18 protein-coding genes are annotated in these 23,257 nt (G+C 61.3%); 16 read left to right on the top strand and 2 right to left on the bottom strand.

From position 1 onward, the window contains the following. Positions 1–25: 25 nt before the first annotated feature. The 13 genes from FBZ93_RS19995 to FBZ93_RS20055 all read left to right on the top strand — a co-directional run bounded on the left by FBZ93_RS19995 (position 26) and on the right by FBZ93_RS20055 (position 18,090). Positions 26–1,180, top strand: coding sequence for a class I SAM-dependent methyltransferase (locus FBZ93_RS19995; RefSeq protein ID WP_146987745.1), 1,155 nt, complete (start codon positions 26–28; stop codon positions 1,178–1,180). Between the two features lie 100 nt (positions 1,181–1,280). Next, positions 1,281–2,414 carry a DegT/DnrJ/EryC1/StrS family aminotransferase gene (locus tag FBZ93_RS20000; protein ID WP_146987747.1) on the top strand — a complete coding sequence of 378 codons (1,134 nt, stop codon included), beginning with the start codon at positions 1,281–1,283 and terminating at the stop codon, positions 2,412–2,414. Between the two features lie 21 nt (positions 2,415–2,435). Beyond that, on the top strand, positions 2,436–3,896 hold the full coding sequence (locus FBZ93_RS20005; RefSeq protein WP_146987749.1) for a glycosyltransferase: 1,461 nt from the start codon (positions 2,436–2,438) through the stop codon (positions 3,894–3,896). Positions 3,897–3,974: 78 nt separating this feature from the next. Then, positions 3,975–5,921 (top strand): glycosyltransferase, encoded by a 1,947-nt coding sequence (locus tag FBZ93_RS20010; RefSeq protein WP_146987751.1) that lies wholly within the window; start codon positions 3,975–3,977, stop codon positions 5,919–5,921. A 47-nt stretch (positions 5,922–5,968) separates the two neighbouring features. Continuing rightward, positions 5,969–7,387, top strand: a complete 1,419-nt coding sequence (locus tag FBZ93_RS20015; protein WP_146987753.1) for a glycosyltransferase family 4 protein — start codon at positions 5,969–5,971, stop codon at positions 7,385–7,387. Then, entirely contained in the window at positions 7,384–8,835 is a 1,452-nt protein-coding gene (locus FBZ93_RS20020; RefSeq protein WP_146987755.1) for a glycosyltransferase, read from the top strand. Before FBZ93_RS20015 ends, FBZ93_RS20020 begins: the two co-directional genes overlap by 4 nt. 25 nt (positions 8,836–8,860) lie before the next feature. Then, positions 8,861–10,435 (top strand): glycosyltransferase family 4 protein, encoded by a 1,575-nt coding sequence (locus FBZ93_RS20025; RefSeq protein ID WP_146987757.1) that lies wholly within the window; start codon positions 8,861–8,863, stop codon positions 10,433–10,435. Between the two features lie 18 nt (positions 10,436–10,453). After that, the gene (locus FBZ93_RS20030) at positions 10,454–11,599 is read left to right on the top strand and encodes a glycosyltransferase family 4 protein (RefSeq protein WP_146987758.1); all 1,146 of its coding nucleotides are present in this window, start codon (positions 10,454–10,456) and stop codon (positions 11,597–11,599) included. A 6-nt stretch (positions 11,600–11,605) separates the two neighbouring features. After that, the gene (gene asnB, locus FBZ93_RS20035) at positions 11,606–13,468 is read left to right on the top strand and encodes an asparagine synthase (glutamine-hydrolyzing) (protein ID WP_146987760.1); all 1,863 of its coding nucleotides are present in this window, start codon (positions 11,606–11,608) and stop codon (positions 13,466–13,468) included. Between the two features lie 62 nt (positions 13,469–13,530). Then, positions 13,531–14,616 carry a class I SAM-dependent methyltransferase gene (locus tag FBZ93_RS20040; protein WP_167529120.1) on the top strand — a complete coding sequence of 362 codons (1,086 nt, stop codon included), beginning with the start codon at positions 13,531–13,533 and terminating at the stop codon, positions 14,614–14,616. Between the two features lie 7 nt (positions 14,617–14,623). Then, positions 14,624–15,538 carry an NAD-dependent epimerase/dehydratase family protein gene (locus FBZ93_RS20045; protein ID WP_146987763.1) on the top strand — a complete coding sequence of 305 codons (915 nt, stop codon included), beginning with the start codon at positions 14,624–14,626 and terminating at the stop codon, positions 15,536–15,538. Positions 15,539–15,543: 5 nt separating this feature from the next. Next, positions 15,544–16,593, top strand: a complete 1,050-nt coding sequence (wecB, locus tag FBZ93_RS20050) for a non-hydrolyzing UDP-N-acetylglucosamine 2-epimerase (protein ID WP_146987765.1) — start codon at positions 15,544–15,546, stop codon at positions 16,591–16,593. 192 nt (positions 16,594–16,785) lie between these two features. Then, positions 16,786–18,090, top strand: a complete 1,305-nt coding sequence (locus tag FBZ93_RS20055; protein ID WP_146987767.1) for a nucleotide sugar dehydrogenase — start codon at positions 16,786–16,788, stop codon at positions 18,088–18,090. Positions 18,091–18,157: 67 nt separating this feature from the next. Here the strand turns inward: FBZ93_RS20055 and FBZ93_RS20060 are convergent, their stop codons facing one another. Next, positions 18,158–19,516 (bottom strand): hypothetical protein, encoded by a 1,359-nt coding sequence (locus tag FBZ93_RS20060; protein WP_146987769.1) that lies wholly within the window; start codon positions 19,514–19,516, stop codon positions 18,158–18,160. 522 nt (positions 19,517–20,038) lie between these two features. Here FBZ93_RS20060 and FBZ93_RS20065 point away from each other — a divergent pair. The 3 genes from FBZ93_RS20065 to FBZ93_RS20075 are packed head-to-tail and all read left to right on the top strand — an operon-like array spanning position 20,039 to position 22,680. Further along, complete coding sequence (locus tag FBZ93_RS20065; protein WP_146987771.1) at positions 20,039–21,100, top strand: Gfo/Idh/MocA family protein; 1,062 nt, start codon at positions 20,039–20,041, stop codon at positions 21,098–21,100. After that, the gene (locus FBZ93_RS20070; RefSeq protein WP_146987773.1) at positions 21,097–21,564 is read left to right on the top strand and encodes an acyltransferase; all 468 of its coding nucleotides are present in this window, start codon (positions 21,097–21,099) and stop codon (positions 21,562–21,564) included. Before FBZ93_RS20065 ends, FBZ93_RS20070 begins: the two co-directional genes overlap by 4 nt. An 18-nt stretch (positions 21,565–21,582) precedes the next feature. Next, the gene (locus FBZ93_RS20075) at positions 21,583–22,680 is read left to right on the top strand and encodes a DegT/DnrJ/EryC1/StrS family aminotransferase (protein ID WP_146987775.1); all 1,098 of its coding nucleotides are present in this window, start codon (positions 21,583–21,585) and stop codon (positions 22,678–22,680) included. 33 nt (positions 22,681–22,713) lie between these two features. On the opposite strand, the gene FBZ93_RS20080 is transcribed toward FBZ93_RS20075, so the two are convergent. Continuing rightward, positions 22,714–23,244 (bottom strand): HAD family hydrolase, encoded by a 531-nt coding sequence (locus FBZ93_RS20080; RefSeq protein WP_146987777.1) that lies wholly within the window; start codon positions 23,242–23,244, stop codon positions 22,714–22,716. Positions 23,245–23,257 lie beyond the last annotated feature (13 nt).

Raw genomic sequence — 23,257 nt, forward strand, 5'->3', positions numbered from 1 at the left:
CCACGACCAACAGAGAGCGACCACGATGAAAAAACAGTGCCCGGTGTGCGAGTCCGATCGTCTGCATGACATCTATCCTTCGTTTTCGGGGACATGCATCACCTCCGATATGATGGTCCTGCGCGATGCGTCCATGGACAATCGGCTTTGTTCGGAGTGCGGCCTCATTTTCAACGCCGGCGGGACCAGGGGATGGAGCGAAGCCTTTTACAAGGAAAGCTACAGCCTGATGATGAAGAGCCCGGACGCGGCAATTCAGAGCTTCTCGGGTCCGGCTCCTATCTCCCAAGCGGAGCGCACGCACCAGATCCTCAGGGAGATGACCAGTCTGCCGACCGGCGGGTCCGTTCTGGAAATAGGTGCCGGAAAGGGCGAATTCCTCGGGCATTTTCTTGAAGAGTCCCGCGACTGGCGCGCTGCGGCCTTCGAGCCGAGCTCGGCATTCGATGTGCTGCAGAAGAAGTTTCCGACCGCCCGGCTCAGTCGCTGCGACTACAAGGAGTTTGAAGCCGAGGCGGGCAGCTTCGATCTGATCGTGGCCCTGGGCGTCCTCGAGCACGTCGACAATCCACTCGACATGTTGAAGTGGGCGCATCAGCGCCTCAAGGAGTCGGGCCTCTTCTACATTCGTGTTCCCAACTTTGCGAAGAATCCGAATGACCTCTTCTGCGCGGATCACCTGTCGAAGCTTACCCTGCATTCGTTGGAATCGCTGGCTCATGCCGCCGGGTTCGACGTGGTGGCTTCCAAGGAGGCGGGCGTGCCGATCTTTGTCCTGCTGAGGAAGATTGACGGTCCGAAGCCGCAGACCGTGAACGTTGCAGAGCTCAACCAGAGCATCGTCGATCAGAACGCGATGGTGGCAAAGAGCGCGATGGATGCGATCGATCGGTGCCGCAAGGCAGCTGACGCGGCCGGGGAGCCCTTTGCCATCTTCGGCCTGGGGTCGTCGGGCTTGTTTGCGCCGTTCTACCTCGGCTTCGACGTTGCGAAGATCGCGGCCTATCTCGACGAAAATCGTTCCACGTGGGGGAGCGGTCTGCACGGACGTTCGGTGGGCGGCCTCGACAAGATCAAGGAATTGGGAATTCGTCACGTGGCGCTGGCGATCAGCCCGGTCTACTTCGATCAGGTGAAAGCGAAGCTGGCGCCTTACGGCGTGGAAATCTATTCGGCTTAAGGCCGCGTCAAGGACAGTCCCTGCAACTTCGCGATCGGATTTCGAAGCAGTTCGTTCTCGACGGAAGTGTGTGGGGCCCGGCATTGAGAGTATCGATCAAATGAACATCACAGAACCGAGTTTCGACGAAGCTGAAATTGCATTGCTGCGGGAGTGCCTTGACTCGAAATGGGTGACGCAGGGGCCGTTCACGGAGCGGTTCGAGCGGCTGATTGCCGAGAAACATGGCGTCAAGCATGCCCTTGCGTGCACGTCGTGCACCGCCGCGCTGCATTTGGCGACCCTGGCCCTGAAACTCGGGCCGGGCGATGAGGTGATTGTCCCGGCCTTCACCTGGGTGACAAGTGCGCACTCCGCCGAATATGTCGGCGCAAAGCCTGTCTTCGTCGACATCGATCTATCGACCTTCAATATCGATCCGGAACGGCTGGAGGCGGCGATCACGCCACGCACGAAGGCGATCGTTGCGGTCCACCTGTTCGGTCTCGCCGCCCCGATGGATGAGATCAAGGCGATTGCGGAACCTCGCGGCATCGGCGTGATCGAGGACGCGGCGTGCGCGATCGGCACGACCTACAAGGGTCGGCCGGTCGGTGCGATCGGCGACATCGGTTGCTTTTCTTTCCACCCGCGCAAGGCGGTCACGACGGGAGAGGGTGGCGCCGTTACCACCAACCGCGATGATCTTGCGGAACGCGTGCGATCGCAGCGCAACCACGGCTCCACCGGCGCTCCGGACGCGTCGATCGAGCCTCACGGCCCATGGACGATGGCGACGTTCGACAATCTCGGCTTCAACTTGCGCCTGTCCGACATCCAGGCAGCCGTCGGCGTGGCGCAAATGGGCAAGCTTGACCGGTTGCTGTCGGAACGCAGACGTCTCGGGCATCGCTATTCCGAGTTGCTCGCAGGAAACAATTCGATCGTGCGGCCGCTCGGCGGGGATGTCGACGGGCACGCGTTTCAGTCCTACGTCATTCGTTTCGTCGACGGAGACCGCGCGCGCCGCAACGCGGTGATGGCGACGCTGGCTGCGGCGGGAATTCAAACCCGGCCGGGCACGCATGCGGTGCACCGGCTCGGCTACTACAAGAACAAATATGGTCTGCGGCCCGAGCAGTTTCCGAACGCGGCACTCGCGGAGGACACGACGATCACATTGCCGATCTTCCCGAACATGACGGAGGAAGATCAGCGCCGGGTGGTCGACTGCATCAATCAGGCCAGCACCTGAAGCAAGTGCGGAACGGCATCGGTGTCTTCGAAACTCTTTCGGTCGGCTCGCTACCTGTTTGAGGGGACGCGCTTTCCCAATCTCTCGCGGTTCGCCCGAAAGAACCAGAAGTTCGAAGCAGCCCTTTCCGCACTTTCTCCTGCACGAGGGCGAGCGCGCGTAGATCAGGCGATTGTTGGAAACGTGAACCGGATTGCGGCCGAGGGCGACTACGCGCTCCTCACCACCCTGCTGGATGCGCTGCGCCCATTCCTCAATCCCGATCAATCGCCCGATGCGCGCGACTTCTGGGATGCTCTGGTGGCCGATTGTCGTGCGATAGCCGAGGATCGCTTGCTGAGCGGCGAGATGAATTCTTTGTGGGGCGTCACGCCGATCGTCAACCTGAGCTCAGGCGTCGCTGCAGATCGCGCCTTGGGCGTAAACGCCCGCTCGCTCGTATTCACGACGTACCATACATCTTCGAACTTTGATTTCGTATGCTCCGAAATTCAAGCGCGCCTCGTGGCTGAACGTGGCGAGGACTGGTTCCTGTTTCGATGGCTGATGCTGATTTGGGCTATCGCCAATTTCGATTTTTTTCATCTCTACAACGATCGCGGCATCATCGAACCGGCTGGGGGCTATGGCAGTCCCCGCTTTGGAATTGCCGTGCGCGAGATGGAAATATATCGGCAGGCCGGGAAGCGGCTCTATACCTACGCCTACGGCGCCGACCACAGGACGCGTGAGAAAAACCTGGCGCTGGGAAAATGGAATTTCTGCTCCGAATGTCCTGATCCTGGCGTCTATTGCGTCTGCGACGACGCCGGCGGCGCCGCCATGCTGCAAGTCATCAGGGAGTACTCGACGGCCGTGGTCGCGCATGGGCTCGCCATGAAGCTCATTCCCGGTGCTCGAAATGTGCCGTATCTGACGGTTGATGTTAAGAAAGTCTCGCCTGGACCATCCCGGTCACAACGGGGTGGGAAGTTGGTTGTGGGTCACTTTCCGAACCACGGCTATTTCAAGGGAACGAAATATCTGCAAGGCGCCGTCGATGCCTTGCAGGCCGAAGGGCATGCGGTCGAGCTCCTGCAACTGAGCGGAAGGCCGCACAACGAAATTCTGGCGGCAATGCAGACGATCGACGTTCTTGTCGACCAGCTCATCAGCGGATCCTTCGGCTTGACGGCCGTTGAAGCAATGGCATCGGGCTGCCCCGTCATCTGCTATCTGCACGATGGGGTCGCGGTCGCCGAGCGCGAAGCCTGCCCGGTCATCGAGGCAAATCCGGATACGATAAAGCAGGTTCTGCATCAGCTGATTTCAGACCGCACGCGGCTTTCCGAAGCCGGAGCGGCCGGCCCCCAATATGTCCGGAAGAACTACTCGGTGGAGGCGCTCGGCAAGCATTTGGCGGATCTCTATCTGGCGACCGCAGATTTACCGAAGTCGCTGAAAACAAGAATCGCCGAAAGCGCCAGGTCGCTGAATTCGTGATGTCCTCAAAGCGATCCCCGCTCGGAAACTCGAACCGGCCCTGCAGGCTCGTTGGCAGTGCACGGAGCGCCTGAACCAGTGTCGATTCCCTCCATTGAAGCCGGTCTCGAACGTCCCGTGCGTCAAACCGACTCGGCACAAGCGATCGAGGCCGAAAACGCACGCGCGCTGCGCTTGGTCGACGACTTTCAGCGAAGAATGGGCCGTCCGCCCCGGGTTCTTCACATCGGCAACATCGCCAACAATGCCTACAACAACGCCCGCATTCAGCGGCAGTTCGGCATCCAGGCAGACGTGCTATGCTACAACTACTACCACATCATGGGGTGTCCCGAGTGGGAGGATGGCGCGCTGCAGGAGGGCTCCTCGGCGCTTGGGCAGGATCATTTCAGGCCGGATTGGTGGGCGACGAGCCTGAAGGGATGGAAGCGGCCCCGTTGGTTTGTTCAGGGCCCATCCGCGCTTTGCATTGAATACCTTCGCGCCAGGAACGCGGGTTGGCGAACGACGGAATATTTGAAGTGGTTGGAACTGGAGCTGACGGCTCTTCAGGACGCTCGTTCCGGCGACAACAAGGGTTTCCTTGCCAAATATGTCCCTCGACATCTGAGATTCCTGCTCTGGCTCAGCGGGCCCGGTCGGTCGTCGCATGGGAGCAGGCAACCGCTTAGCCTGTACAGAATTTGGCTGGGAACGTTGGTGGCAAATGGCGTGCTCGGACGTGAAGGCAAGGCAGGTGGATTCGAGGCGAGCTGGCCGGACAGGATCTCGGCTGCGGCATGGTTGAAGATTGCGCGCCGAGGTCGGCAAGCCGACGCGGAGGCTCGCACCGCACTCGGGGCATTGCGGGAAGATGTTCGCTGGCTACGTACCGGCGGATTGCGGGAGAGGTCGTCTTCGCTCGCCCGTTCGCTGACCCACAGCTTCCTGGCGCTGCTCGAGCGCGTCATGCTCAAGTTCGTTCCGGTCTCGGGATCCGGCTGCGTGGCGCGGTCGATGTCCGATCCGGTGACGCGAGCAAAGGAAATCGAGACGTTGCTCGATGAAATCAGGAGGGATCCCGCCGAGCTCGACGGTCAGTCACTTCGTTATCGCGAAGAGTATGTAACGATACATCCGAAGCCCTTCGAAGATGTCCTGCTGCACTATGACATCATCCAGGGATATGCGATCGATGGTCTGATACCGATGATGAACGGCGTCAAGAACTTCTGCTGCTACGAGCACGGAACGCTGCGCGAAATTCCGTTCGAGAACAACCTGACCGGGTTAATCTGCCGGATCTCGTTTCAGCGCGCGCCCACGGTATTCGTAACCAATTCGGATGTGCTGCCCTCGGTCGAGCGCTTGGGGCTCGAGAAAGACAAGGTAGTCTACCTCCCGCACGCCTTCGACAATCATAAGTTGCGAAAATTCCGCGAATCGCACCCAGAGTTGAGTCCCCCGACAGACGGGCCGGCGATCTTCTTCAGCCCGTCGCGCCACCATTGGAAGCAGGGGAATTCGTCCTGGCAGAAGGGCAACGATGTGATCATCCGCGCCGCGGCCGACGTTGCACGAGAGACGAGAAACTTCAGGCTTGTATTCGTCGAATGGGGCCAGGAAGTCGCAGACAGCAAGGCTTTGATCGAACAATTAGGCCTGTCCGAGCTGGTTGAATGGGTCCCGACCATGTCGAAGCGGGAGCTGTGGCACCGCTACTGCGTATCGCATGCAGTGGTAGATCAGTTCGTTGTTCCGGCGCTCGGCGGCGTCGGATTCGAGACGATGGCGTTGGGGGTCCGGCTGATCTCGGCCATCGACAGGCAGCAGACGGTCTTGTTCTTCGGTCAAGAGCCGCCGTTGCTCGCGGCCGGCAATGTCGCCGAATGCGCCGGACGAATGCGGGAGGTCATCCGGGATCCTCTTGATTCCCTGGGCCGGGGCGCAGCCGCTTCTCAATGGATGTCGACCTACCATTCCGCGGAAAGAATCGTTGCTCTCCAGTGCGAGGCGTATAGCAATTTGCTGGTGGGACAGTGGTGATGGCGTTTCCCGCGACGTCGATGCTGATTTCCTAGAGTTGCCATAGAATGATGCTCAAGCAGATCTCATCTTTCATCAAGCAGTATCCTCCGCTCTTTCGTGCGCTGCGGCCGCTATTCTATTTCGGCTTTGGCCGGTGGAATGCGTTGGTCTCAGAGCTCGTGATCCGCCGCGCGCAGTTTGCGCAGGCTCGAATCCCGAAGATGGCCGCTGCGGCTGAAGCTACGTCGCGAAACCGACAGATTGGCAGATCGGCCTCTGGCCGCGAAGTGGTGATGCTTGTCGTCTCCGATCTGCGTGTGGACCCTCGGGTTGAAAGAGAAGCTCGTGCACTCGGCGCCGCCGGATATGACGTGACGGTGATCTGTCCCGAGCCGACGAAGGGGGCAGGGGCAACCTTCAATCTTGATTGGGGACCGCGCGTCCATATTCAGCACGCCGATTGGACGGCCGCGACGTTTATGAGCGAGCAGCCGGGTTACCTTGCGGAACAGCTCTACCTGGAAGCGGTGAAGAGGAAGCCATTTGCGTTCCACGCGCATGATCTCTCCACCGCCTATGCGGCGATGGCGGCCGCAAAATACCGGGGCGCGCACCTTGTGGTCGACTTCCACGAGTGGTTTTCGGAGAATGTCCATTGGAACACGAAGCAGTCCGCCTGGGCGCCGTATCCGCCCGAGTGGAAACGGGCGCTTCAGGAGCTGGAAGTTCGTTGTCTGAACGAGGCGTCAGCCACCATCACCGTGTGTGACTCGATCGCGGATGCGATGAAGGCCGAACTCGGCGGCAGCCGTCCCGTCGTGGTCCGTAACATTCCGGACATCGCGGTCACGCCGACGCGCGAGTATCCACCGCTGAAGCAGCAACTGGGGCTGCCGGAATCGACGTTCGTTCTGCTGTGGCAGGGGGGCACCGGCCCGACGCGCCTGATCGAGCCAATTATCGAGTCACTGGCTTATGCGCCTGACTGTGTCTTCGTCATTCGCGGTCCTTCTCTGGATCTGTTTGGGCCCGACTATCTCGCATTGGCACAGCGCGCTGGCGTGGAAGGCAGGGTCGTGCTTGCGCCGCCGGTGCCGTCGAAGGACGTTGTCGCGGCCGCCCGAGGGGCGGATGCCGGGATTTGGACGCTGCCGGCCCTGTGCCGCAACTTCACCTTTGCGCTGCCCAACAAGATTTTCGAATACCTGGCCGCCGATCTTCCCGTCCTCGTTGCGCAATACCCCGAGGCGAAGCGCCTTGTCGACGAGAACGCGGTCGGGTTGACATTCGATCCCTATGATCCGCGCTCCATCGCGGAATCGATCAACCGCATGGTCCAGGATAAGCAACTCCGATCGGCCTTCACTGCGAGCACGCGGCAGACCCTCGCAAGGCTCGATGCAAAGTCGGAGTGGCAGAAGGTCGTCTCGCTCTACGACAGCCTTTCTCCAAGAAAGCCGCCGCAACGCGGATCCGCGCAATGAAGGATCGACTGAGATCGCTCGCGCGGCGCGTGTTGCCGCGGAGCGTTCGGCTATGGATGCTCACGACCTGGTCGATTGCGAGATCGCCGGGGCGGGGAACCATAGTGCGCCGTAAATTGCAGGCGCTGCCGCTAAGACTTCTCAGGTTGGTCGCCGCTGCACTTTCGATCGTCATTCTAAATCTCGCGATCTACGTCGCTCCAATAGCTGAAGCTGCGCGGCTGCGGCGCGGACAAGCCAGGACCTTGTGGGGCGTAACGCCGATTCTGACCCTGGAGCTCAAGGCCAGAGCAGATCAGATGCTGGGCTTTCGATCGACTTCCCTTGTCTACGTAACCTACGTCATCACGTCGCACTTCGACCTGAATTTGCAGCGTCCCTACGTTCAGGCACTCAGGTTTGGCCTGGGGCTCGCATTCCAGCGCGTAGTGCTCGCGTGGGCCCTGGTTCGATATGACGTGTTTCACTTTTTCGCCGACCGCGGGTTGCTCGATTCGACGGACCGATTGCAGATCAATTTTGAGGAGCTTGCCGCGCTGCGACGGGCTCGCAAGCGGGTCTATGTCTATGCGTATGGTGCAGATGTTCGCACCAGGCAGGCGACCCTGGCCCTCGGCAAATGGAATTTCTGCGTCGACTGCACGGAAGCGCCGAAATATTGCACGTGCCACGACGCAGAGGCCCAGCGCTATATTTCCGAGGTGGCCAGGAACGTGACGGCCCTGGTCTCGCTCGGTGACATGCTGACCTACATGCCAACGGCAAAACATATCAACTACTGGCCGCTGGATCTGGATCGGTTGAGCGCGGGTCTCCCGAATGCACCGTCCGGTCCGCTGCGCGTCGCGCATGCGCCGAACCACACGCACTTCAAAGGCTCGAAGTACCTGGAGCGAACGATCGACCGGCTGAAGCTGCAAGGATACGAAATCGAATATTGCAAGATCCAGGGCGTGCCGAACAGCCAGGTGATCGAGCTTTTCGCGCAATCGGACATCGTGGCGGATCAGTTCATCGGCGGCGCTTACGGCTACACCGCGCTCGAAGCGATGGCGCTCGGCAAGCCGGTCCTCAGCTTCGTTAGAAGTCCGGATCTGGTCGAGGCGCCGGAGGAATGCCCGATCATCAACGCAACTCCGGATGAACTCGAACAGGCGTTGCTGTGGGTCATCCGCAATCGGGGCAGCCTTCGCAAGATCGGCGAGCAGGGCCGTCGCTATGTCGAGCGCTGGCACGGCATATCGGCGATTGCTGCGCGGCTTGGACAGCTTTATCGGGACACTGCAAACTTTCCGCCTGCTGTCATCGATCGCATTCGGTCCCAGCAGCAGCAGGAGGAGACCCGGCGCAATGCAATTCCCCTCGTGAGGAATTGGGAACATCCATTCCAGATCGCGAAGCAGTCTGCCTCAGAAGATCTCGGTGCGCTCGCGAGGACGATCCCCTGATGGTCGAACTGCAAGGGCGCTTCCGGTGACGTCGGTCGACACTTCCGCCGCAATGATGTCTGCGCTGCGGCCACAACCACAAGGCGTCGATTGGCATCGGCGTTTCCAGGAAGAGCATGGGCGAGCGCTGCGCGTGCTGCACTTGGGCAACATCGCGAACAATGCGTTCAACAATGCCAGGATCCAGCGTCAGCACGGCATCGATGCCTATGTCATCGCCTACGAGAACTACCACATCATGGCTTGCCCTGAATGGGAGGAGGCGGCGTTCGAGGGCGATCTCGGAGATCCGTTCTTTCCCGACTGGACCAAGGTTGATCTCGGCGGTTACCAGCGACCGCGATGGTTTGCCTCCGGGCCGCTGAAGCTGTGTTGCTCAATGATTGCCGCCGAGGTTGGCGGGCGGTCGGACCTGGCCGACGAAATTCGACGCTCGCTGGATCGCGCCCGGCAGTCCGTGAGTGGGCAGACTGCGTCCGCCCGCGCGACCCGTCTTGGCCAGAAAATAGCACGGCGGATTCGCAGATCACCGGCGATGGCCCGCGATCTCTTCCTGCGGCGCGTGCTCGCAAAGGATGATCCGGAGCAGATGCGGCTTGCAGCTGTGTGGCGGCAAGGCAGCGCGCCGGCGTCGCCACCGAGCGCTGCGGATTTTGCCAGCTACCGGGCGCGGCTCGCGCCGCTCGTCGGTCTGCTGGATCAATTTGACGTCGTCCAGGCCTACGCAACCGATGGTGCCTGGCCGCTGCTCGCCCGGCGCCCGTACTTCGGATACGAACATGGAACGCTAAGGGCGCTTCCGTTTCAGGACGATAGCCTTGGGCGGCTGACCGCCACCGTGTTCCTCGGCGCCGACCACGTTTTCGTCACCAACATCGATTGCGTGCCTGCCGCGCGGCGGCTGGGCGTGCCGCCAGATCGGATTACGCCGCTTCCGCATGCGTTCGACGATGCGAAACTCGTTGAATTCGGGAAGAAGAATAGCGCGATCCGGCCTCCCAGCGACTCCGTCGTTGTGTTTCACCCGACCCGGCATGACTGGCAGGACGCGGACCCCAGCCTGGTGAAGGGCAATGACCGGCTGATCCGGGCCTTTGCGAGCGTCGCGCAGCAGGCGCCGGCGCTGCGGCTTGCGATGATCGCCTGGGGGCGCGACCTCGACGCCTCGCGGGAGCTGATACGGAGCCGGGGTCTGGACAAGCGGGTGGAGTGGCTTGCGCCGATGCGCAAACCCGAGCTTTGGAGAACATATCTTCGCAGCCACGCCGTGCTGGATCAGTTCGTCCTCCCGTCATTCGGTGGAATCACCTTCGAAGCGCTGGCGCTTGGAAGGCGCGTCATCACGAATGTGGATTCGGGCATGGCGAAAGATTTCTTCTCCGAGGCGCCTCCCATCCTGTCGGCATCGACGGAGAGTGAGATTGCCGAGGCGCTTCGCAGGATCGTGGCCGATCAGGACGACCGGCACGGGATCGGTGCTGCCGGGGCAAACTGGATCCGGCAGTATCACTCCGCGGCGAGAATCGTCGAGTTGCAGTTGGCCGCGTATCAACGACAGATCGAGGCTGTTCGTGACCACCAGCCTGGTCATGAAGGCTAAGGGCGCAGCCCGTCATATTTGCTCAACAAGATGAAAATCCTTCACGGCCCTTTCAATATCGGCAATCAGCCCTGGTCCCTCTCGCGTGCGGAGCGCAGGCTCGGAAACAAGAGCGACCTGGTCGTTCGCAGCGGGACCTGGTTTCGCTATCCGGCCGACAGGGTCCTGTATGACGACACGGCAACCGACTTTAAGAAGATGGCCAAGAGCGCGTGGTTCGGATTGTCCGCGCTGCTGCGCTACGACGTGCTCCATTACTATTTTGGAACGACCTTCCTGTACCCGGGCTATGCGTTCGAGGGCGTGGGCCGGATGGGGCCGCTGCTGAACCGGCTCGTGACGATCGATCTCCAGCTGGCCAAGGGGTTGGGCAAGAAGAGGTTCATGACCCTGCAGGGGTGCGACGCAAGACTCGCTGGGGAGGGCAACCGGCGAAATCAGTGGACCATGTGCGCCAGCGGGCGTTGCTCCGCCTACGAATCTTGCGTGCAGACGCTGGATGCGCGCCGGTCCCGCCTGATCGAGCGTGTGCTTCCGCTGTTCGACCGTGTGTTCTATCTCAATCCGGAACTGGGGCACGTCGTGCCTGGCGGGCAGTTTCTCCCCTACGCCAATGTGGAGATCAGTCATTTCTCGCCCGAGTATCCCCGCGCCGAAGGCAAGCCGAGGATTGTCCACGCGCCGAGTGATGCGAGTATCAAGGGCACCCAGATGATACTCGATGCGCTGGAGCGCCTGAAATCCCGGTTCGACTTCGAGCTGATCCTGGTGGAAAAGAAAACGCACGAAGAGGCGATGGCCATCTACAGGTCAGCCGATCTTGCCATTGACCAGGTGCTTGCGGGTTGGTACGGCGGCTTTGCCGTCGAGATGATGGCGATGGGAAAGCCGGTGGTTTGCTACGTCAGGGAAAGCGACCTGCAATTCATCCCGCCGGCCATGCGGGATGATCTGGCGATCCTGAACGTCGATCCCGCGCGGCTCACGGAAGATCTTGCGGCCATTCTCGAGCGCCGATCCGAATGGACCGAGCTGGGAAAGCGATCTCGTCGTTATGTCGAGCGATGGCATGATCCTGACCACATTGCCGGAGCGATGATCGAGGCCTATCGCAGCCCCGACAGTACGTTCGTGCTGGCTCCAGCGGGCGTCGAGGTCGAGTAGAATCAGATGTGTGGCATTTCAGGCATTCTGCATTTTGGCTCTTGTCCGGACGCGGACGCTCGCATCCGTCGCATGGCGGCCAGCATCGAGCACCGCGGTCCGGATGACGACGGCTATCATGTCGCGCCGGACGTAGCCTTGGGATTCCGCCGGCTTGCAATCGTCGACCTCGTCTCGGGTCACCAGCCGATGAGCAACGAGGACGGCACCGTATGGGTCGTCTTTAATGGCGAGATCTACAATCACCGCGAGCTCAGAAAGGAGCTCGAGGCCGCCGGCCATATCTTCGCGACAGACCACTCGGACACCGAGGTTCTGGTGCACGGCTGGGAGCAGTGGAAGGACGGGGTGTTCAACAGGCTGAACGGCATGTTCGCCTGTGCGATCTGGGACGAACGGCAGCGTGAGCTGGTGATCGCCCGCGACCGGTACGGGATCAAGCCGGTCTACGTCGCGGAACTGCCCGGCAAGGGGCTCGTCTTCGGCTCGGAGGTGCGCGCGCTCTACGCCAGCGGATTGATCGACAAGCAGTTCGATGCATCCGCAACCCTGGAGTACTTCACGCTGATGAACAATTGGGGAGGCCGCACGCCATTCCGCGGCGTTCGTCTCCTCAAGCCGGGCAGCTTCGAACGCTTTGCGGCGAGTGGAAACTCGCGCGGCACCTACTGGTCGCCCTCCTATCATCGCAAATACTCGCCCGGTTTGGCGCGGGCCTCGGGCGAGTTCGGCGAGATATTGCAAGCCGCGCTGCGGAGGCAGCTGGCTGCGGATGTGCCTGTGATGGCGTATCTGTCGGGCGGCATCGACAGTTCGGCGATCACGGCTGGTGCGCATCAGATCGACCCGGTCGTTCGCGCCTATTCGTGCATCTTCGACCTCGAGAATGTCGGTGTCGACAAGTTCGTCGACGAGCGCGAGTTCTCCAGGGAGGTCGCAAAGCAGCTCGACATCGAACGTGTCGAGCTCATGGTGCCGCGGGATGCGCTGGTCCGCCATCTGGATGCGACGGTCGGGGCGATCGAATATCCCCGCATGGGGATGGCCTATGTGAACTATCTGATCGCGCAGCGGGTCGCGCAGGACGCGAAGGTCGTGCTGTCGGGGACCGGCGGTGACGAAGTCACCGGAGGATATGTCGGCCGATATGCCATCGTGCCGCGGGCCACGCCGGTTTCCCTGATGCGACGCATGATACAGCGTCTTCGCGCCGGCGCCGCGGATCAGGCAGCCTCACGCGATGCCTTTGCGCTCTATAGGGCGAGCCTCAACGTCCCGATCTCGGCGGATAAGATCAAGGATGCCTTCACGCCGGAGTTCTTGCGAACCGCTGGAGGTTTCGATCCGCTCGCCACGATCGGCGACGCGATCGGCTCGGTTCCGTCGCGGGACCCCTGGGACGTCATCATGCACGTCGACATGACGACCTACCTTCCAGGTCTGCTGTCCCTGGAAGACAAGCTGTCCATGGCGCATTCCCTTGAGACCAGGGTGCCGCTGCTCGATAACGAACTGGTCGACTATCTGCTCGGCGTGGACTGGGGCCTGCTGTCCGACGGCTCCACGGGCAAGATCCTGTTTCGCGAAGCCGTCCGGCCGCTGGTGCCTGATACGATCTACCGCAAACCGAAGATGGGATTTGGTCCTCCGGACGCATCTTGGTACAGAGGGCTTCTGCGCCCGTGGATCGAGGAGCAACTTTCGGAATCCCGCATCAGGCAGCGAGGCGTACTCCAGCATGACTTCGTACGTCGGATTCTGAACGAGCATTTCGAGGAGAAGGCAAACCATGTCGCGCTGATCTGGTGTTTGCTCAGCTTCGAATCTTGGTGCAAGCAACACGGCGCCTATGGCGGTGCCCTCAATTAGTTGCAGTTGTAGGAGTTAGATTTATGCGAACCGTTGCGTCTTCACGTCTCCGTCCGAACGGGATGGAGCTTCAGCTTGAGGCCTTCACGCAACAGGAAGGCCAGGTTATCGAAGGCATCCTGCGGACGCCCGATGCATCGCTGTGGTATCCGATCCTGCAGGGGGTTCCCTGCTTCCTGAGCGGCCCGATGCAGCCCGACTTGACCGATTTCTGTTCACGCTACGGCTTGCCGAAGCCGGCGACCGCGCAGAGCCGGCCGGAAGCCCATGAGCAGGCCAAGACGAACCAGACCTTCTCGGACAAGTGGCGCCGCTTCAAGCAGTATGGGCTGCAACCCGAGCACAAGGAGTTCCTGTTCGGCTGGTATTGCAAGAAGCTCGGGCTGCCCGATCTGGATGCCTTGAAGGCGTTCTATCGCTCCAAGCGGCGCGTACTCGAGGTCGGTCCAGGGTCGGGCTTCAACACGAGGTTCATCGCCGAGAACTGTCCGGGCGAGGTGTTTGCACTCGACGTCTCCGACGCGGCATTGACGACGTTCGAGAACACCCGCGATCTCGAGAACTGCTCGGTCGTGCAGGCCGATTTGATGGAAGCTCCGTTCCCCGATGATACGTTCGACTTCATCATCGCGGACGGTGTGCTGCATCACACGCCGAACACCAGAGCTGCGGTCGAGGCCCTGTACCGTAAGGTCAGGCCCGGCGGCCAGTTCTTCTTCTACGTCTATCGGAAGATGGGCGCGGTGCGTGTCTTCGCCGACGATCATGTCCGCCAGAATTTCATGCCGCTCTCCGCGGAGGAATGCTATGCGGCGTGCGAGGGGATCACGGAGCTGGGCCGGGAGCTGTCGCGGCTGAACGCCACGATCACGCTCGAGAAGCCGATTCCGGTGCTTGGAATTCCTGCCGGAACGCACAACGTCCAGCGATTGCTGTACTATAATTTCCTCAAATGCTTCTGGAACGAGGCATTCGACTATGAAACGAACAACATGGTCAACTTCGATTGGTATCATCCGCACAACGCCTGGCAGCACAGCGATGACGAGGTTGCGGGCTGGATGAAGGAGCTCGGAGTGAAGAGCTATTCCTTCAACGACTCCAATCCGAACGGAATCTCCGTTTTGCTGACGAAGCCAACGGTCTGACACGCGCATGCGGATACTATTGACAGGCTGTACGGGGTTTGTCGGCTCTGCTCTCGGGCCTCGGTTGGTGGCCGAGGGACACGAGCTCTACTGCGTTTGCCGGCCGGGAACGTCGATCACCTTCGGAACGAAAGTGGCTTGGGATGGAACGACGCCGATCGACCAGGCCAGTTTCCCAAAGACGATCGATATCGTCGTTCATGCCGCTCAATCGCGCCGCTACCGCAATTTTCCGGCGGATTCGCGCGAGATGTTCGACGTCAACGTCAACATGACCATGCGGCTGCTGGATTGGGCGGCTCGGGCCGCGGCCAAGCACTTCTGCTTGCTTTCGTCGGGGGCGGTTTACGAGCCGTTCACGGGAGTTCTGCGCGAGGATGCCGCCTTGGCGCCTTCTGGGTTCCTCGGCGCAAGCAAGCTTGCTTCTGAAATTGTCGCAAAGCCGTTCTCCAGCGTTTTTTCCTTGAGCATTCTGAGGCTGTTCTTTCCGTACGGTCCGGGGCAGTACGACCGGCTCATTCCGCAGCTGATACGCAGGATCCGGGACGGCGAAGCAATCCAGCTGTCCGGCGGCACGGAAGGGATTCGCCTCGCTCCGACCTTCATCGACGACATCGTTGACGTCATTCTCGCAAGCATTGCTTCGTCGTGGACGGAGACGCTGAACGTGGCAAGCTCTGAAATGCTCTCGATCCGCCAGATCGCGAACATGATCGCTCAGCAGCTCGGCGTCGAGCCGAAGTTTGAGATCGTGAACGCGAACACGCCTCCTGTCGACATCGTTCCTGATCTCGGCCGTCTCGCATCTCGTTTGGAGTTGCGGCGATTTGTGCAGTTCAAGGACGGGCTCCAAAGGACGATGGCCACAAGTCCGCTCGATGCGCCGGATCATCGTCCGGCCGAATCTCAACACCGCGCGTGAAGCCAATGGCGCTGAAGATATTGACCATCGTTGGTGCCCGGCCGCAGTTCATCAAGGCCGCGGCCGTCAGCCGCGCGATCCGCGAGACCGATGGTCTCTCGGAAGTGATGGTGCATACCGGTCAGCATTTTGATCCGAACATGTCCGATGTCTTCTTCGAAGAGCTGGACATCCCGCGGCCTCGACATCATCTCGACATCCATGGCGGCGGCCATGGCGATATGACGGGACGCATGCTGATGGCGATCGAGCCGATCTTGCTCGCGGAGAAGCCGGATTGGGTCGTTGTCTACGGCGACACCAATTCGACGCTGGCCGGCTCTCTCGCGGCGTCGAAGTTGCACATTCCGGTCGCGCATGTCGAGGCGGGGCTTCGATCGTTCAACCGCCGCATGCCGGAGGAGATCAACCGGCTGGTAACGGACCATCTCTCCGCTCTGCACCTCTGCCCGACGGCAACGGCCGTCGCCAATCTCGCCGCCGAAGGCGTGACCACCGGCGTCCATCACGTCGGTGACGTCATGTACGATGCGACCTTGTTCGTGACCGGCAAGGCAGAGAAGAGCTCGACGATACTGACCGATCTCGGGCTCGCCCCGAAGACCTTTGCGCTCGCTACGATCCATCGCGCCGAGAATACGGGCGATCGGCAGCAGCTTCTCGCAGTCGTGCAGTTCTTGCAGGATCGGTCGCGGAAATTTCCCGTTGTCCTTCCGCTGCACCCGCGCACCCGACAGGCGGCCTCGGCTTTGGGGGTCGATCTGGACGGTTTGAAGGTCATCGATCCGGTCGGTTACCTCGATATGGCGAAGCTTCTGCACAACGCCGTCGAAGTCTATACGGACTCGGGAGGGGTGCAGAAGGAAGCCTATTTCCATCGCGTCCCATGCATCACGTTGCGCGACGAGACCGAGTGGACCGAGACGGTCACGCACGGATGGAACCGGCTCTGGAAGCAGTCAACGCATGCCGTTCAGCGCGATATCGACGAGTATGGGACCGGTCGTGCCGCCTACGAAGTCACGCGCTTGTTGAACTCTCGCGGCCCACAGTAGCCTTGCCGGCGGGTGCTGCGGTCGGGGCGCCGCAAGAGCAAGTGACAGTCCCGCCTGGTTTCGTGCCACGGCGCCTGATGAGGCCTCCACGATGGCTTCCGGGGTTGTGGCTTTGCAACTATGGCGCTATCAGAGGCCGAATTGGATGCTTTTCAGGCCGGTTATCCGTAACAACCCCGTACGAGTGTTAAAATGAATTCCGAATTGATCGCGAAGCTCAACGAGAGAACGGCCAAGATCGGCATCGTCGGTTTGGGCTATGTCGGCCTGCCCTTGATGCTTCGCTATTGCGAAGTCGGCTACAAGGTGATCGGCTTTGATATCGACCAGACCAAGGTCGACGCGCTTCGCGCAGGCCGCTCCTACATCGAGCATATTACGAGCGCCAGCATCCGCAATGCGACGGAGCTTGGGTTCGAGCCGACGACCGATTTCTCGCGCGCGCGCGAGGTCGATGCGCTCATTCTTTGCGTTCCGACGCCGCTCAACAAGTACCGCGAGCCCGATCTCAGCTTCGTGCTGGACACGACGGAGTCGCTGCTGCCGTATCTGCATCCGGGCATGGTGCTGTCGCTCGAGAGCACGACCTATCCCGGCACGACCGAGGAGGAGTTGAAGCCGCGTATCGAAAAGCGCGGCTTCACCGTGGGCAATGATGTGTTCCTTGTGTTTTCGCCCGAGCGCGAAGATCCCGGCAACCAGAACTTCTCGACCCGGTCGATCCCGAAGGTGTGCGGCGGCTGCACGCCGGCATGTCTCGAGGCCGGCATCGCCCTATATCGGCAAGTGATCGACAAGGTCGTTCCGGTGAGCTCGACACAGGCCGCCGAGCTGACCAAGCTGCTGGAGAACATCCATCGCTCGGTGAACATCGGTCTCGTCAACGAGATGAAGATGGTCGCCGACAAGATGGGGATCGACATTCACGAGGTGATCCGCGCGGCGGCAACCAAGCCGTTCGGATTTGTTCCGTACTATCCCGGTCCCGGCATCGGCGGGCACTGCATTCCGATCGACCCGTTCTATCTGACCTGGAAGGCGCGGGAATATGGCATGCACACGCGCTTCATCGAGCTCGCCGGAGAGATCAATTCCTCGATGCCGGACTACGTCGTGTCGAAGATTTCGCTGGCCCTCAATCAGCGGCACAAGTCGATCAGTGGCAGTTCGGTCCTGGTGCTCGGCATTGCCTACAAGAAGAATGTCGACGACGTTCGCGAGTCGCCTTCGGTGCTGTTGATGGAGAAGCTGCGCGACCTCGGCGCCAAGGTCGCCTACAGCGATCCGCACGTTCCCGCGTTCCCGAAGATGCGCGCGCACTCGTTCGACCTGTCGAGCGTCGCGCTTACTGAGGACAATTTGCGGGGCTTCGATTGCGTCCTCCTTGCGACGGACCATGACAAGTTCGACTATCAACTGCTCGGCAAACATGCCCCGCTGCTGGTCGACTGCCGTGGAAAGTTTCCTCAGCCGGCAGACAACATCATTCGCGCGTAGGCGATCTCGCGAGCTTTCCGCCGGACAATCCCTGTGAACGGATGACCGGCGGACTTTTGAGCGCCCACTAGCCGGTGCTTGTCGCGGGTAGATTTTCGTTCAAAACGGCCTTCGGCGTCTGGTCGAAGGCTGACCGCGGCGCAATGTACCAGAGCAGGAACAGCAGCCCGGTGCCGTTGGTCAGCAAAGCCGTCGAAAGCGGTACGTTGAGGAGCACCTGGGGGAGCAGCCCGGCGGATAGCAGCACAAATTGCGCCGGCAAGCCGGCCGACAGGCGGTTGCCGAGCGCAATGATCAGCCCGCAGCCCAGCGCGGACAGCGGTGCAAGCACGAGGCCGACCGAAGCGATCCCTTCGGTGGCGAACAGCGAAGCGTTGAAGGAGCCGAGATCGTAGGACCTGGCCATGACGGCCCATATCGGCTCGTTGTAGGCGCATGGCATCACGAGCTTCAGCACGTTGATCTGGCAGAAATGGGTTAGCGGGTGCGCTGAGAAGTAGTTGTTGTAGATTTCGAGGGCGAGCGACGGGATCGCAACCATCCTGGTGTTGACGGTGCCGAAATAAACCAATCCGGGCGTGAGCGGAAACAGCTCGGCCTTGACCAGGACGAACAAGATCACGCCGATCAGGACAGGCAGGAAAAACGACAGGATCGTCGCCACCCTGGCCTCGACCACCAGCTTGCAGACAAGAGCAAGGAACAGCAGCCAGACCGGAGCAAACAGCGCCATCTTGGTCAGCATGATCGGGTAGAACAGAAGCATCAGGAGCAGGGCGATCCCTGCCTGCCAGATCCGCTTGCTGGTGACAAAGCAGGCAAAGGCGAGCGGCAACAGGGCGTTCGAGACGATCCAGACGGCGTATTGCAGGACGCCGGGCAACGCCACCTCCGCGCGATATTTGTACATCTCGGAGAGGTTGACCAGCTTGAGGTTGTAGAGTGAGCCGATACCGATGATGGCGGCTGAGCCAATCAGGATGACGGAAGGCATCATGTAAAACGCGCGGGCCGGCATCACGACGGCCTGCCGCAGCGGGGTGGTGATGAACACCGCGGGAGCGAGGAATGCAAAGGCCGAGAGCACGATCGAGGCAAGCGCCAGGCGGTGATCGTAATCGAGCACCGAAAATTCGATGAGCCAGAGATATCCCAGCACCATCATGTAGAAGTAGAAGCCGACGAGATAGCCAAAGCTGAAACGTCCGATTGCGAACAGGATGACGACCGGGCTGAACGCGACGACGTTCAGGATTGCAGCCGCCAGGTGCGACTTGTCGAAACCGATGACGCCGGGGAAGGAGTTGGTGATCGTGATGCAGTACAGCGAAACCGCGCAAACAACGATGTGGGCATAGGCGAGCAGGGCAAGCCTGGCTTGGCGCCAACCGAGACCGGGCTCCAGCTGAATAACGCGATCGTTCATTCTCATTTACCGCCGTGTCGGGCTGTGCGTTTGGACCGTCTCGTTGGTGGTTATCGTATTCGGCAGACTAAGCCCACGCGATTGCCAACCGATGTCGCCTCATGGACCCAGGGACATGGCACGGCGCTGACAGGACGACAAGAATGATGCCCATATGGCATTCTATTGTTCCCGCCCAATAACACAAATTTCGGTCGCCGCAGCGACGCCTCCGGCCGCGGCAATCTCCGTGATGTGGTCTCGCTACCCGGATGCGGTGCTTTTCGAATTCTCCCGCTGCGGCTCCGGTGAGCCGATTGGGGGATTTTCAACCCGAAGCTCCCCGGTCGCCATGACATATCGAGCCGCGCGTTTCGGGCACCGGTGGCCCAGATCGGATCGTCCTCACCCGATCGCATGGCCTTGCGTTAACCCGAGTTTTCTGGGAAATGGAACGCTATCGTGCGGCTCGCAAGGCCGCTGTTCCCTCGGCTTTTCGGCTGGCTGCAACGGTCGGCCGCGAGACAAGACAGGGCCTGTTGCATGATCAGATTTGGCCTGCTCGGATGCGGGCGTATCGCCAAGCGTCATTCCGACCTCCTGGGTGGCAACCACATCGAGGGAGCAAGCCTGGTCGCGGTCTGCGATCCGATCCGCGCGCGGGCGGATGCGGTTGCCGGAAAGTTTGGCGTTCCGGCGCATTACGACATGGACGAATTCCTGGCGCGCAAGGATATCGACGCGGTTGCCGTGTTGACGCCGAGCGGGCTGCATCCCGCACATGTGATCGCCTGTGCCAAGGCCGGCAAGCACATCGTGGTCGAGAAGCCGATGGCGCTGCGGCTGCAGGACGCCGACGACATGATCCGGGCCTGCGACCAGGCTGGCGTGAAGATGTTCATCGTCAAGCAGAACCGCTTCAACGTGCCGGTGGTCAAGGCGCGCGAGGCGCTCGATGCCGGCCGCTTCGGCAAGCTCATCCTGGGGACGGTGCGGGTGCGCTGGTGCCGCGATCAGGCCTATTATGATCAGGACGATTGGCGCGGCACCTGGGCCTATGACGGCGGCGTGCTGACCAATCAGGCGAGCCACCATGTCGATATGCTGGAGTGGTTCTTCGGCGACGTGGTGAGCGTGCACGCGCGCGCGACGACGGCGCTGGCCAACATCGAAACCGAGGACACCGCTGTCGCGACGCTGAAGTTCCGCAACGGCGCGCTCGGGATCATCGAGGCGACCACTGCGGCGCGCCCGACCGATCTCGAAGGCTCGCTGTCGATCCTTGGCGAAAAGGGCACCGTCGAGATCTCCGGTTTCGCCGTCAACCAGATCCGGCACTGGCGCTTTGTCGACGAGCTGCCGTCGGACAAGGACGTCGTGGAGAAGTTCTCGGTCAACCCGCCCAACGTCTACGGCTTCGGCCATCAGGCCTACTATCATCACGTGGTCGACTGCCTGGAGAACCAGCGCGCCGCGCTGGTCGACGGGCTCGAGGGCCGCAAGAGCCTTGAGCTGATCTCGGCCCTCTACGAGTCGATCGAGACCGGCGAGGAGGTTGCGCTGCGCTTCACGCCGCGGTTGAGCCGGCTGGGTGTCGTTTCGTGAACCAGCCGGAAGTGCATCAGGCCAGCGTGCGCGATGTCGCTTTCGGCGAGCGCGTCAAGATCGTCGAGCCCTGCAATCTCTATGGCTGCAAGCTGGGTGACGACTGCTTCGTCGGGCCTTTCACCGAGATCCAGAAGGGCGTGGTGGTCGGGGCGCGCACCCGCGTGCAATCGCACGCCTTCATCTGCGAGCTCGTCACCATCGGTGACGACTGCTTCGTCGGGCACGGCGTGATGTTTGTCAACGACACGTTCGCAACCGGCGGCCCGGCGCGCGGACGCAAGGAACTGTGGCGCGAGACCGTGATCGGCAACCGGGTGTCGATCGGCTCCAACGCCACGATCATGCCAGTGAGGATCGCCGACGACGTCGTGATCGGCGCGGGATCTGTTGTGACCAAGGACATCACGACACCTGGCACCTATGCCGGCAATCCGGCGCGCCGGTTGCTGGCGAGCCAATAGGGCAACAGGGGAATATCGATGGCCGTGCCGTTTGCCGACCTGCAATTGCAGTACCAGTCCATCAAGAGCGAGATCGACGCTGCGATCGCCGGCGTGATCCGCGACAACGCCTTTATCCGCGGCAGCTATGTCGACGCCTTCGAGCGCGAGTTCGCCGCAGCCGCGGAGGTCGCGCACTGCGTATCCTGCGCCAACGGCACCGATGCGCTTTACCTCGCCATGCGCGCGCTGAAGGTGCAGCCGGGCGACGAGGTGATCACGACGGCGCATTCCTGGATCTCGACCGCGGCGATGATCACCCATTCCGGCGCCACCGTCGTGTTCTGCGACACCGACGACACGACGTTCACGATCGATCCGGCGGCGATCGAGGCCGCGATCACGCCGCGCACGGTCGGCATCATCCCGGTGCATCTGTATGGCCAGCCCGCGGACATGGACGCGATCATGGCGATCGCGCAGAAGCACAAGCTCTGGGTGATCGAGGATTGCGCCCAAGCCCATCTTGCGCGCTACAAGGGTCGGATGGTCGGCACGTTCGGCGAAGCCGCGACCTATTCGTTCTACCCCGGCAAGAATCTCGGCGCGATGGGTGATGCCGGTGCGGTCGTCACCAACGACCAGGCGCTCGCCGAGCAGATGGCGATGCTGGCGCGCCATGGCGGGCTGGTGAAGCACCAGCACCATATCGAGGGCGTCAACAGCCGGCTCGACGGCATGCAGGCCGCGATCCTTTCAGTAAAGCTGCCGCATCTCGAAGCGTGGACCGAGGCCCGCCAGGCCGCGGCCGAGGTCTACGATGCCGGCCTCAACCAGATCGAGGATGTCGTGGTGCCCGAGGTCGCGCCGGCGCGCAGCCACGTCTACCACCTCTATACGATCAGGCATCCGCGCCGCGACGCGCTCGCGGCGCATCTGAACGCCAATGGCGTGCAGACCGCGATCAACTACCCCACCGCGCTGCCGTTCCTGCCGGCCTATGCGCGGTTCGGCCACCGGCCGGAGCAATTTCCCAACGCCCATCGCGATCAGGGCCAGATCCTCTCGTTGCCGATCTTCGCTGAGATCACACGCCAGCAGCAGGATGAGGTGATCGACCTGGTTCGGAAATTCTGATTGCGATCGTGGCCTCGCGCTGCTGCGCGGGGCTCAGCTTCGCTGCAGCAGGGGCCTCAGGAACAGCTCCAGATTGGAGCCCGGGAACAGGTAGCCCTGCAGGCCCGCTGCGCGTGCAGCCTCGAGGTCGGTCGGTTGATCACCGACCAGAAAGCTTCGTTCGACATCGACGGGAAAGCGATCCAGCAGATCAGTGATCATGCCTGGCGAGGGTTTGCGCCGATGGCTGGCCTGCCGGTACCGCTCCACTGTCCCTTCGGGATGAAACGGGCAGTATTCGAAGGCGTCGATATGGGCGCCGATCTTGCCGAGCTCGGCCGCCATCCAGTCGTGAAGTTGCTGCACGTGCGCTTCCTCATAGAGGCCACGTGCGACGCCTGACTGATTGGTCACGACAAACGCAAAATAGCCCTTGTCGTTGACGGCCTTCACGGCCTCGCGTGCGCCATCGATCCAGATCAGCCTGTGGCTCTCGAACAGATAACCGATGTCCCGGTTCAGGACGCCGTCCCGATCGAAGAAAACCGCCGGCCTTCGCGGCTGATCTCGGCAAGCGCTGCTCATGAGGTGATAATCC

Source organism: Bradyrhizobium macuxiense (assembly GCF_007993935.1).
Taxonomy (GTDB): domain Bacteria; phylum Pseudomonadota; class Alphaproteobacteria; order Rhizobiales; family Xanthobacteraceae; genus Bradyrhizobium; species Bradyrhizobium macuxiense_A.